Below are 12,969 nucleotides of genomic sequence, written 5' to 3' on the forward strand. Positions count from 1 at the left end.
ACAACCCCGAAGGGTAGCATCGGCGGATAGCAATAAAATTCAGGTATTTGACCTGCGCGTGTGATGGTTAAACACGCGTCGCATTCTCGCACCCCAGTGATCAAAACTCTTTGCAGAACTTCTCAACACCAGAGAAAAACAAGAACACTGAACCCAAGCTCTTTAACGCAAAACGTTAAATCACAAGACGTCCACCAACCAAATTGCCAAAGATCTTCACCAAAGCTTGTTGCTTTTGGTCCCGCCCAAATCAGCGGGTTCGGCAGTGTACTGGAACTTTTTGTGGGGTCAACTCAAGGAGACAAGTTTTTTGAAGTTTTCGTAAGGAGGTACTTTATCTCCCAACTGCAGATGGCCTTACGTCGATTCGTTCGTGAATTTCAGCCATCGAATCGTCACACCCTCTGGGTGAATCTCGAACAGATATGAACAATTGACCACCACAGGAATCTGTGCGCCAAGACATTGAGACTGAGAGGTGGCGAGACTCTGGGTTTCCCCGAGATTTCCGACTCGGTTATGATATCGCTTTTGACTCCCTTTCCGGATGTTGCAATGTCTGGCCGGCGCGGAATTCGATTTGACGAGACTCGATTCTGGGTGACTCACCGTCACCAGGAATACGGTCCATTCGATTATGAATGGAGCGAGGACTTTCGAGGAATCGAGCTCCACTACATGGGTACCAAGTTCGGAGAAGTCTGCAGCGTCCACGAACTGTTCGCCGACATGAAGGAATTTGCCCTTCCGATGCGCGTTGTTGAAGTCGCTTGCGTCGTTTTTGGTTGCACTTTGCTGGGAATTTCGGCAGGGTTTAATGAACAGGAACGTGGAGACCTGCTGATTGACACTCTTCGGGAGTTCGACTGTGGTGAGTTTCTTCCAGAATAAGGGAAACGGAACTTCCATCCCCTTGCCACTGGAATTGTGACCGCCAAAATGCTGGGCAATCGCTGCTCTCACTTTTCAGCGATTTCGATCCGTTTGAGTTGCGGTTTTGCCAAACTGAACAGCCCCTGACTACCCGGAGAAAACTTTTGAGTTCCCCCAATGATTCTCACTCGGGATCCGATTTGCTCCCGCGATTTCTCGCTTCGGTGACGCAGTTTGTCTCATCACAACCCGTTGTCACGCTCTGGATCATTGGGCTCTTTACTCTGTTCTCCGCGCTCGTCACCGCTCGATTTCTGACATTCAAGACCGACCGCTCCGATCTGATTGATTCCAACTCCGAGTTTCATCAGCGGTGGGAAGAATACGTTGAAAAGTTCGGCCCCGAAGCAGACATCGTGATCGTTGTTGAAGGACCGAATCGAGAAGCTGTCGAACAAGCCATTGACACCGTTGGTGCCGAACTCCGATCTGAATCGAAACTCTTTGGGAGCATCCTCGATCGAGTCGATTCCGATCGAGTCGTATCGAAGGGGCTGCAATACCTAACTCCCGTCGAGCTTGAAAAGATAGAAAACGAACTCGACGAGTCTCAGGAAATTATAGAGGGAGACTGGAACCTCGCTGGATTGAATGCGTATTCCCGTCGTCTTGAACAACTGCTCCAGTATTCGATCTCTCAAGGCGATCCCGCGAGAGTCGACACGGCCATCAATCGCATCGAACTGCTCGCCAACAGCCTTCATAGCTTCCTGCTCGACCAGAACGAATTTGAGTCCCCCTGGCCTCAAATCGTTTCTCGAACTGAATTGGTTTCGCAGGAAGCAAAGTCCGAGTATCAACTGACGCCATCCGGCAAGATGGGTTTCGTCGTCGTGACCGCTCAGGCCTCCTCCAACGGGTTGACCGGTAAGTCGGAGTCGCTAAATCGGCTGCGCGAAATCTGCTCTGAGACAGCAGAGGAACTCTCCGAAGTAGAAATTGGAATGACCGGCATTCCTGTGCTTGAAGCAGACGAGATGGAACGGTCGCAGATCGACATGCGAAACGCGTCTCTGATCTCTTTCGGCGGCGTTGGCCTCATCCTGCTCCTTGGATTCCGGGGATTTCGTCATCCATCGCTCGCACTGATCATGCTTGCCGTCGCTCTGGTCTGGGCTCTTGGATACACAACACTCACGATCGGACACTTGAATATTCTGTCGGTTTCCTTCGCTGCCATTCTTATCGGATTAGGAATCGACTTTGCGATCCACTACATGGCCCGCTACCTGGAACTTCGTCACCACGATGAAGAGTTTCACCGTTCGCTGGCTTTGACTTCCCGGAGCGTGGGAACAGGAATCGTGACCGCCGCGGTGACAACGTCGATGGCATTCCTATGTGCGACGTTTACGGACTTTCTGGGAGTCGCAGAGCTAGGTGTTATCGCTGGTGGCGGAATCCTGCTGTGTGCCATCGCGACTTTCACCGTTCTCCCCGCTCTCATCACACTCTCCGACCAAAACCTCTCGCCGCAACGACTTCCAACTCCGTTTCAAGGAACGTTGCTACGCAAAATGATTCGACGGTTTCCAGCTCTCGTGACCATCCTCACGCTGGTCGCAATCGTAATCGTCGGCGCTCAGGGATTTCGACTGGCCGATGGCGAGATCGAATCGATTGTTGAATACGACTCGAACCTCTTGAACCTGCAAGCTGAAGGCGTCGAGTCGGTCGAGTTACAGGAAAGACTCTTCCAAGAAACCGACGGATCGTTGCTTTACGCTGTTTCGATTTCTGACTCGATCGAGGAGACCCGAATTCGGGGTGAAAAGTTTCAGCAACTTGATCTCGTCGCACGCGTCGAAGACATGGCGAGCTATCTGCCTCGCTTCCCAGCTTCGGAAACCAATCTGCTCATCCAGTCCATCCACTTGAGACTCAGTCGACTCGCTGATCTCCCGGAAACCTTTCCCGAGATCAATCCGCTTGCCGTCGGGCAGACACTCGAAAGTCTTCACAACCTCGTGCAAAGTCAAACTTCTCCATCAGCTGACGAAGCTGAGACACGGCTTGACGAAACGCTCGACATCATCTCAACAATGGAATTGCCTCAGCAGGTCGAAATCCTTTCGGCTTACCAGGGGGCGATGCTTTCCGCTCTTCACGCGCAGCTTAAGAAGCTGAAGGAGGTGTCTGATCCATCTCCCGTCACTCCGAAAGACTTCGACCCCGCGATTCATCGTCGATTCGTATCCGACGAAGGAGACTGGCTGATCCGCGTTTACCCGAAAGAAGACATCTGGGAAGAGAAACCACTCGAAGCGTTTATCGACCAAGTTCGCAGTGTGGACCCGCTCATTACCGGGACGCCCATTCAGAACTTCGAAGCTGCTCGTCAAATCCGCAACAGCTACTTTGATGCTGCCATCTATGCGTTGGTCGTCGTGACTCTCATTCTGCTGATTGACGCAATTTCGCTGGGACCGTTGTGTGTCACGCTCATAGCGCCGCTTGCCGTTGTTGGATTTACTCACTTCATGAGTCAGCACGCAGGCGAGGAATCGAACATCGCGCACCTTTTGGCGCTCTACACCATTGTCGCCATTCTGGTGGCGTTCGTTTTTGATTTTGAAAGCACACGCAATGTCATTCTGACCTTACTTCCTCCGATTGCAGGCGGATTTCTGATGTTCGGAATCTTTGCGATGACGAACATCGACCTGAATCCTGCAAACCTGATCGTCCTGCCATTGATCCTAGGAATTGGGGTCGATGATGGTGTCCATGTGACGCACGACTTTCGACTCACTCGAGGTCCTTATGAGACTTCACCGAGCACCATTAATGCTGTGACCCTCACTTCACTGACTTCAATGATGGGCTTTGGGAGCATGCTGGTTGCCGCGCACCAGGGACTTGTATCACTCGGTTTGGTTTTGGTGATCGGAGTCGGGAGTTGCCTGTTCGTGTCGCTGGTCACCCTGCCAGCCATCCTGACTCTGATTGATCGCGGAAGAAGTCAGAAACCAGAGAAACAGGTCCCACCACAGAAAACTGAAGAACCTCCAGAAGACGAAGAAGACGTCGTCACGATTGCTTTCCAAAACAGCGAGACATTTGGGGATAAGCCATCCGACGACCAATAGCAAATCTTCAATCGAACGAGTTTCGCTTCGCAGCCAGAGACATGAACATTGACTCAGCCGTTGAGAAGTTTGCGTTTCTCGTCAATGAATCGAACGTGATGTGGAATGTGCGAAACGATCCGTTCGAGAAGAACTTTCAGAGTCAACGGACCATCATCTGAATGTAAGCCGACTCGCTGAAAGTCTTCGTCGGTCGACTTCCTGAGGATCTCAGCCATCTGCTGGCGAGTGAAGTCCACAATGGTCAACTCCACCTCGACGTCACGATCGTGATACGCAAGTCTCGTAGCGAACAGATCAGGGTCGCCACCACGTAACGGTGGGCGATCTTCTGCGATCACTCGCTTCATTCGATCAGCGTAAACTGTTTCAAAATCTGCGATGTGACAGACAACCTGTCGCGACGACCAAGCCCCCTGCACTGGAGCTGCATCGAGTTGACTGGTCGTCATTCCCTCCACTGCCCGACGCAGCTCCTGCGGACCGGCCAGGTAGTCTTCAATCAGCTGGGAGTAAGAATTCATTCCTCTTCCTGACTTGGCTCACTTCGTAAATCCAGCGTCATTAAGAGTCCAGCGAAACGATCATCATTATCTGACCGCCGAGGGACATGACAACCAAGACACGTTGTCGACAATCGAATTCGTCCGGCAAAGTGAAACTGATTCCCTTCAACCGATTCGAAGTGACCTTCCGGATTTCGAAGGACTCGGACCGCTTCCTTCTCAAGGTCATTGGAGGGTTCGTGATCGATATTCATCGCTGGCGTGTCGACGGCAAGCCAACGCAGCTGAACGTTGTACTTGCGCTTTAAAACACCGAAGACATCCTCCAAAGATCGAGATGGGATTTGCAAACTTTCTTCCTCTTGGAAGAGATCCCGATGCATGACCTGAAGCGAGCCATGCACCGACTCAAAAAGAATCGACGCAAGACGCCTCGCGTGCGCGACGTCGCCCTCCTGTGAAGTCGACACAGCTTCCGGGCGAATGTCTTCGGATTCTGCATCACAAACCAAATTCTGACCGCTCAGGAGCGTCAAAAAGAGAAGCACAATTGCCGAGAGCGAGATCGTTCTTTGCCAACTGGAGCCTCGAGTCGTCATCAAGTCTACTCGCTTGTCCAAAGTCACAGAAGGTACGCCTGCAGTTGGTCACGTCTTGACGTTTTCGCGATTGATATCACAGCTTGCAGTTGCCGCCAGTTATTCAATCGGAACCTTGTAACTAATGGCTCCAATTGGTGATCCTTCAGGCACATCGGCGTAATGAGCGTGACACATCACACACTTTTCCATAACAACTGGCACGGGAGTCATGACACGCAGGTAGGACTTTTCACCATCGACAACAACTTTTTCATGCTGTTGTGCTCCCTGCTTTAGCTTCTTGATCCCGGCCTTTTCGAAAGCGTCTTTAGCAACGTTCTCGGGTTCGTACGGTTCTCCAGAAGCATCGATAAGACGAATCTTCGTCTCACCCGAGTCTGAAATGTTCTTGAACAACAAAACCGCAGCGCTCCCGGCGGCGAAATCATCGTCACCATGCACGTATTTGTCGGTGATCAGCACGATAGTTTGTTTGAAAATGTTATCGAGTTCGTTGACCTTCTTTCGTGTCCGTTCCACAGCTGCCTGCTCGGCACCTTTCGCACTCTGCACATCTGAATTCGCCGCTTTGACATCTTCCGCCTGAACAGTCGCTTCTGTTCCGACAGGTCCACTCGAGAGCAACCCCAACGCGAACAGGAACATGGCGAACGCAGTAAGAATCATTCTCTTCATGACAGCTTCTCTCCAGTGTCGAAGAACCAGATTGGCACACAGCCTCAAAACATGTATAACCAGTGCATGTTTTGCACCTTTTAACTGCTCAACTACCTCCAGGTCAAGAGTTCCTCCAATGAATTGCGACGAAGACCACTCGATCCCAGACTGGATTCTGGAGCACCCCGAAACGATGCGCGTCTTCGAGACACTTGGGTTCGACGTGACATGTGGCGGAAGATCCCTCGGCTACGTCGCACAACAGCACGGACAACGAATCGAAGACGTGTTGCGAATGCTTGAAGCAGCGATTTCAGAATGAAGAACGTCGACAGAGAATTCTGATACGCTATCTTCGGACGATTGACCGACGAAGAGACCCACGGAGAAGCCACTCACACGCGGAAACTTAAATTCCATTTGTGGAACGACAACGAAGACTCAAAGCCCGACAAAGAGAGCCCATGCAGCTCACTATTCAAACCGATTACGCTCTTCGCACGCTGATGTACCTGGCGACTCGGCAACAGCGCGCCAAAGCTGCCGATGTCGCAACACTCTTCGGGATCTCGGTTCATCACGTCGCGAAAGTCGTCAACCTGCTCGGCCGATTCGGGTACATCCGCAGCGTCCGAGGAATCGGAGGAGGAATCGAGCTGGCCATGACACCCGAGCAAATCCGCATCGGCGATGTCATCGAACACATCGAGGGGAATCTGCATCTCCTCAGCTGCGTCGGATCTGACGAAAGCTGTCGGATTCATTCTTTCTGCAAACTCAAGGGTGTCCTGGCTGAAGCTGAGCGGATTCAAAAGGAGTACCTCAAGAGCGTCACGCTTAAAGACGTTGTTCCGACAAGGAAGCAACTGAAGCCATTCGAACCGTCGACGTAAACGGACTTGATCGACAATTTCTGCAAGTCGGATTTCGCCCGTCTCCGCGAAGTTGTTCGAGTTCACGACAAACACTACTGAGCAAAAAACGATCAACCAACTCGATCGCTACTCAATTGCCATTGACCCTCTGATCGGCTGCACCTTGCAAAACCGTCGCAGCTGCTTCTCACTCCTAATCAAAGCGATGCAGCCACAGTGAGCTACCTCCTCACATTGATCGCGGTATAAGATATGCAGCAGATCTCTCGAGCAAGTTATCTCATCGATGTCATTCGTGGAGGAGACGCACAGATGATTGATTACCTCAAAATTTTCCTGGGTGACCATGCAGCACTGATGACTGCTGAATTGGAACTGATCGCCCGGTGCAGGAATTCGAATAAAGAGGGAGAAACTGTCCCCGATCTCCCCAGATTTCTGGAACAACTGGCTTCCGAGGTCCGAAACCAAAAGCAAACCCTGCTCGACCTTCTGAGCGACATGGGAGGCAGTCGCCCGGTCTCAAAAGAAATGGCGGGCTGGGTGATGGAAAAGCTGGGGCGACTCAAAATGAACGGAGAGTGGACCAAGTATTCTGACCTGAGCCGAGTTGTTGAACTGGAAGCCATGTTGATGGCAAGTCAGTCAAGAGTCCTGCTGTGGGAAACCCTCGTCGAACTCGACGTCCGAGGCGAAACACGCCGACTCTCAGAAGCGTTTCTGGATCGCGCGAAAACACACGTCGACCGCCTTCGAATTTTCTATCGAGAGGCGACACGAATTGCATTTCGGGAGAGCGAAGTCCCTCAACGAGTGAAAATCCCGATTCAGGCAGATTGAAGTCAGCCCATCGAAGACTCACCTCAGAACTAACACAAAGGGAGCTCAACAATTCGTCTCACGAACCGTTGAACTCCCAGATTCATTTTGTGTATGACGATCGCACTTCTCACCGAGAAGGTGAACGTCTCGTCATTGATCTTGAGTGAACTCTACTTGTACTCACTCGGATCAATCACAAGATGCTTCAGCCGTTGTCGTTTCCAAGTGTAGACAATGTGCACTTTCCCGTCGGAAGTTTGAATGGCGGCGGGATAGCTGAACTCGGCTTTCTCTTCTCGCTCCAAATCCGCGACTGACTTCCAATCCTCACCATTGTCGGACATCGCCAAACTCAGCACTCCTCTTCGTCCCCAACCAGTCACGCCGCTACCGAGTGGATTGTAAACCAGCAGGTGCTTGCCGTTCGCGAGAGTCACCGATTCGATTCCGGAATTCGGATTCGGCAAGTCGATCGGCTGAAGTGGCGACCAACTCTTGCCTTGATCATCTGATGAACTCGAAACGATCACTCCTTCTTTCGTACGACAGAGAACCTTGAGTTGACCATCTGGAAGCTGAATGAAGGTTGGCTGAATTGCATTGTACTTCGAAGCATCATTGATTGGCCCCACACGTGACCATGTTCCCGAAGGCTGTCCATCTTCGAGTTGTGTCGACTCAAAGTGAATTCGCCATCCGTCGTACTCAGTCGACGATCCACAAAGAAGCGTCTTTCCGTCATCGAGAAGAATTGGCTTACAACGGACAGGCCCGTCGATCCCCTCCGGCAAACGACGACGGTCAACAAACGAACGTCCGCGGTCGTAGCTGACCATCATCTCTCCCCACCATTCTCGGGGATTCGGGCCGACCTTGAAGAATAGCAGCGTCGGAGCATCTCCCGGATGTTGATACAAAACCGGATTCCAACACGGATATCTCAGACCATCATGCTGAACACCGTCAGCAACCATCGTCGGGCTCGACCACTTTGTGCCATCGTGGTAGCTCGTCCAGATGGCAACGTCGTCTCTTCCCTCTTTTGTTCCGCCGAACCATGAGGCAACCAGTCCTCTGGAAGTTTCACAAATTGTCGAAGCATGACACTCTTTAAATGGAGCGTCTGTGTAGATGAACTCTTCCTGCTCAAGACCAGGAATTCTCGGAGACTTCGCTTCTTGAGGCGGTTTCGCAGCGAGCATATCTTCTGAGTATGTTTCACAGTCATCGTGCAGAATGTGATAAATCCTTCCGTTCTCGCTGCCCACAATCAGATCCGGAACTCCATCCTTGTTGAAATCACTAATAGCCGGGCTGGATGTGTGCCCCGACACGTTTCGCTTGGCCAGATTTCCGATTTTCTTAAGTACGACCTTGTCTCCGCGAGTTTCGCAATTGCGGTACCATGTGGCGTTTTCCGAATTAACGAGCAGGTCTGTTCGCCCGTCCCGATCCCAGTCGACGACAGCCAGCTTCACTCGGCCAGATCGACCACAGGAACCTGCATTCAATTGAAGCTCGGAACCATCCTCATCAACAAAAATGCGGTCAGCCGGACCACCAGCACGTCGCAAAACCAAATATCCCTGTTGATCAAGGTGAACAAGATCGAGAGATCCATCCTCGTCAAAATCGGTCACAAGTGGAGTCGTTCGCCATTGAGTCAAAGCTGTGCTCGATGGAGTTTGCTTCCAGTCCCAAGCTGGAGGAAGTTCACTTAGCCCGGTATCGAATGTTTCTTCGACTAAGACTCCAGAGTCGTTGATCAAGAGACCGATGCGACCGAGGATCGAATTGTAAATAATGTCGCCGTCGCCATCGCCGTCCCAATCCGCAACGGAAAGAGTTGTGTATCCCCACTTAGCTTCACATGGTCCCTGAATCGACCCATTCGGGCCAGCCATGATTCGAAACGGAACTTCCTCTCCGTCCTCCTGACGAACATCCAACAAACGAGGCGCATCCCACTTTGGAAGACCGTTTTCAGCTGTGCCTAGATTCTCGAACAAAGCAATCTCGCCTGCAGTGTTGCCGCAGACGATGTCCTCATCACCATCGTTGTCCCAATCGTAGATGAATGGAGTCGCCAACGCGCCGAACTTCAATGTGTCCGCTTCTTGCTGGAAGTACACAGGAGCGTGGAACACTGGTCGCCCATCTCGAAGTTCCCCGGTGTTTTCAACAAACGCCACGCGCCCATCTTCATCACCGACGATCAAGTCGAGATCGTCATCGGAATCCCAGTCAATCGCATTCGGCGTGATCATTTGAAGAGACATCCGGAGCTGTTCTCCCGACGAATCGATCAACTTTTCGCCGACAGAGTATTCAGGCTCCGAACGTGTGCCGACGTTTTCGAAATAGGTAAAACCATCCAGGAACTCACCGCAAATCAGATCCAGATCGCCATCCCCATCAAAGTCAGCAAAGTTCGGACAAGGCCAACCAAAGACATCGAGATCTCCACCATCCGCTTTCAAACGCTGTGGCTCAGAAGCGTAATCTGGCTTCTCATCAGTTCCGGTATTCTCAACGAAATAGACATATCCATGCAGCGGCCCGTTTTTCCAGACTCCGTTGTTATCGTACGCGTGGTCCCAGACCAGATCGGTCCAGTCTCCGATTCCGATCAGAAGATCCTGATCACCATCGCCATCGTAATCGACCGAACGCCACATGTTCCCCCGCGTCCGAATTCCTGGACCGTGATGAGGATTCTTTGGTGCTTTGATTCGCTCCGGCTTGGTGAAATCGAACTTTCCAGTTTTTGCATCGCGGCGAAACATCTCACCGGGACGCATCACGACCGGTTCACCATCAACGAGACTCAACATCATGTAGCGATCTGTCGGAGCGATCAGAACGCCAGCCTTGAAGACCGGCATCGCGACGGAAGGATCGTTTGACGGATTCTCGAAAAAGTAAATTCCCCGTGATGGTTTGTCAGGACACGACACCAGCAGATCGAGATCCCCGTCGTTGTCATAGTCCAACGGCAGCGGGTCTGCCCACAATCCAACACCCAGGTCCACTTTCAAACCCGGATTGTTATACGGAAGAGGCTGCAGCTTCCAATCAGAATCCGCTCCGAAAACGACCAACGGTTGTAGTGCCAGAAGCACGAGCCACGACAGGACGGAAATCGACTGTTTGTGCACCATGTATTTGCTCCAGATTGTCGAAGCCTTCAAGCATCAGGAAGGCACTCAATTTTGAAACGACTCTGCTGCTTCACGAGATTCAAGCTTTAGTCATTGACCGATTGAAACTCTAAGCGATTTGAAACGATTCATCACTGACAGCAACGAACTCAATGAGATCGGAGGTCAGCTTCTTCGAACGCATGAGTCCGTGACTTGTTCAAGAACCTTGATGAAGGTGGGCGAGTCGTTGAGGAAGTTCGGGGACGCTCAGTGTCAGTAGGAATGATTGACGTGTCAACGCTCGACGTTCGGAATGTTCGATGTTTGCTTTAATGAATCAAAAAGAGGATCGTTGATCTCCTCCATGCGGGTCATCAACTTTTCGTGCAATTCCTGAATCGTTTTCTGAACGCGCGGATCAGGATCATCAATCAAATTGACCGACTCCTCAGGATCTTCAACGAGGTCATAAAACTCATCTCGCCCGTCATTGTGAAAGTCTCGAATCAACTTAAAACCGGGAGTTCGATAGCACCGCAGCGTCGCGACTGCGTAGTGAATCATGTTGTACTCAGCATAGAGATCCTGATCCCATAGCGGAGAGAGTTCGCCTTGCAGAATAGACGTCAAATTGCGTCCCCGTAGATTCAGATTCGCCGGGATCGGAATGTCTGCCATGGCCAGCAGAGTCGGGAAGAAGTCGAGACTGGTGGCGGTGTAATCAATCACCGACCCCGGATTGACTCGCCCCGGCCACCTCACAATCGTGGGTACCTTCAATGAAAGATCGTACAGATTGGGACGATACTTGTTCGAGATCACACGTGTCTTGTGATGATACTCTCCGGGAGGCTTCGTTTGAGTCGCCCAAATCCCGTTCCCCTTATGAACAATCCCGTTGTGGCCCATGTTGTAACCGTGATCAGATGAGAAAATCACGATCGTATTCTTACTGATCTGCAGCCGATCCAATTCGTCCAGAATACGGCCAAGGTTGCGGTCGACTCCGCTCGTACTGGCCAAGTACTCACGCATGTCTTTCTTGACCTTCTCGACGTTAAGGTCCGGATATTTGGGAATCGATGGATCGAGTGTCTCATATGGCGACCAGTCTTCAGGAGCAACGGGAAGCCAGCGACCGTGCGGTGCTCGAGTATGAAAGCAAAGCAGAAACGGTTTCCCCTCGAGACACGCTCGCTCAATAAAATTGAGGGCATGATCCGTCAAAAGATCCGTCGTCAACCCGGGAACCGTCTTGACCTCCCCGTCAATTTCCAGCTCCGGGTCATCCGGAGTCGTTCCCCCGGATAGCAGACCGGTGAACTCATCAAACCCGAACGACGTTGGATGAAATCGTTCGTTTCCGGGAAGCGTCCAATCCCCGAGGTGCCACTTGCCAACCAAACCAGTTTGATACCCATTGGACTGAAAAACCTCGGCAAACGTCGGGCTCGCTTCCGGTTCGAGAGACTGTTGATTCTCGACATCGAACAATTTGTGCGTTGGAGACGGAATGAAATCGTCGACTCCGAATTCACTCGCGTATCTCCCAGTCGCAATCGCGACTCGGGCAGGGCTGCAAACTGGCGTCGTGCAGAAGAAATTCGAAAACATCGCCCCTTCAGCGGCCAGTCGATCCATGTTCGGAGTGGCTGCCGTCGGAACAGAATCGAAAAGCCCTTTTCGAATGGCAGCCCCCATCGCCCACGGAGCTTGATCGTCAGTCAGAATGAAAACGATATTCGGACGCGACGATTTAGAGAAATCCTGGCCCAACAGCAAACTCTCGAAACAGATCACTCCGACAAAAGCCAAGACAACGGCAATCCGAAACTGCTTGATCATCTCACACACTCTTCACATCGCGAGCACTTGGATTTCGAATACGCATTCGAGAATCATTTTCAATGACTCGATATTACCGCTTCTTGCCCAACGGTTCGATGCACCATTGAGAGAAACAAGAACTACTCGTGGAAAAACGAGTCATCGATATCGAAAATCATGCACTTTGATCTTTGGCTGACGAGCAAAGCGACTGTGGCGACCTGAAACAAAAATCCTCGAAGAACTCAGAGCAAACAGATGCTGAGAGACCACAAACTGGTCTAAAGTTGTCAACACGAGAGTGACAACGTAATCTTTCCACACCTGCCCTCGTAGCTCAGCAGGATAGAGCGTTGGTTTCCTAAAAGTTTTATCTACTTTTATGACCGCATGATTTATACAGTGAAACCGATTTCAAACCTGCTTAAATCAAACCAAAATCGGTCGGAATCGACTAAACCTGACAGTCTCGACACACTCTCTCAACACACTTTTCTCGTGTTTTGAAAACGGCC

Annotated in this window: 10 protein-coding genes; 5 read left to right on the forward strand and 5 right to left on the reverse strand. The window is 51.3% G+C overall.

The features are described 5' to 3' along the window. Positions 1-555: 555 nt before the first annotated feature. On the forward strand, positions 556-891 hold the full coding sequence (locus AB1L42_RS23540; protein ID WP_367062579.1) for a hypothetical protein: 336 nt from the start codon (positions 556-558) through the stop codon (positions 889-891). A gap of 146 nt (positions 892-1,037) precedes the next feature. Then, positions 1,038-4,022, forward strand: coding sequence for an MMPL family transporter (locus AB1L42_RS23545; protein WP_367062582.1), 2,985 nt, complete (start codon positions 1,038-1,040; stop codon positions 4,020-4,022). 53 nt (positions 4,023-4,075) lie between these two features. On the opposite strand, the gene AB1L42_RS23550 is transcribed toward AB1L42_RS23545, so the two are convergent. The 3 genes from AB1L42_RS23550 to AB1L42_RS23560 all read right to left on the reverse strand — a co-directional run bounded on the left by AB1L42_RS23550 (position 4,076) and on the right by AB1L42_RS23560 (position 5,805). Continuing rightward, on the reverse strand, positions 4,076-4,546 hold the full coding sequence (locus tag AB1L42_RS23550) for a DinB family protein (RefSeq protein ID WP_367062586.1): 471 nt from the start codon (positions 4,544-4,546) through the stop codon (positions 4,076-4,078). Then, complete coding sequence (locus tag AB1L42_RS23555) at positions 4,543-5,127, reverse strand: DUF3365 domain-containing protein (protein WP_367062590.1); 585 nt, start codon at positions 5,125-5,127, stop codon at positions 4,543-4,545. Before AB1L42_RS23555 ends, AB1L42_RS23550 begins: the two co-directional genes overlap by 4 nt. Positions 5,128-5,226: 99 nt before the next feature. Further along, entirely contained in the window at positions 5,227-5,805 is a 579-nt protein-coding gene (locus tag AB1L42_RS23560; protein ID WP_367062593.1) for a DUF3365 domain-containing protein, read from the reverse strand. Positions 5,806-5,923: 118 nt separating this feature from the next. Between AB1L42_RS23560 and AB1L42_RS23565 the strand changes: the two genes are divergently transcribed. From AB1L42_RS23565 to AB1L42_RS23575, 3 genes are all read left to right on the forward strand, one after another. Beyond that, positions 5,924-6,109, forward strand: a complete 186-nt coding sequence (locus AB1L42_RS23565; RefSeq protein WP_367062596.1) for a hypothetical protein — start codon at positions 5,924-5,926, stop codon at positions 6,107-6,109. 142 nt (positions 6,110-6,251) lie between these two features. Further along, the gene (locus AB1L42_RS23570) at positions 6,252-6,680 is read left to right on the forward strand and encodes an Rrf2 family transcriptional regulator (RefSeq protein ID WP_367062599.1); all 429 of its coding nucleotides are present in this window, start codon (positions 6,252-6,254) and stop codon (positions 6,678-6,680) included. Between the two features lie 234 nt (positions 6,681-6,914). Further along, entirely contained in the window at positions 6,915-7,502 is a 588-nt protein-coding gene (locus AB1L42_RS23575) for a hypothetical protein (protein WP_367062602.1), read from the forward strand. Positions 7,503-7,654: 152 nt separating this feature from the next. Here AB1L42_RS23575 and AB1L42_RS23580 read toward each other — a convergent pair whose 3' ends face one another. Beyond that, positions 7,655-10,645, reverse strand: coding sequence for an exo-alpha-sialidase (locus AB1L42_RS23580; RefSeq protein ID WP_367062605.1), 2,991 nt, complete (start codon positions 10,643-10,645; stop codon positions 7,655-7,657). A gap of 276 nt (positions 10,646-10,921) precedes the next feature. After that, a complete protein-coding gene (locus AB1L42_RS23585; RefSeq protein ID WP_367062609.1) occupies positions 10,922-12,472 on the reverse strand; it encodes a sulfatase-like hydrolase/transferase in 1,551 nt (516 codons plus the stop codon). Between the last annotated feature and the right edge of the window lie 497 nt (positions 12,473-12,969).

Origin of the sequence: Thalassoglobus sp. JC818 (assembly GCF_040717535.1) — a bacterium.
GTDB lineage: Bacteria > Planctomycetota > Planctomycetia > Planctomycetales > Planctomycetaceae > Thalassoglobus.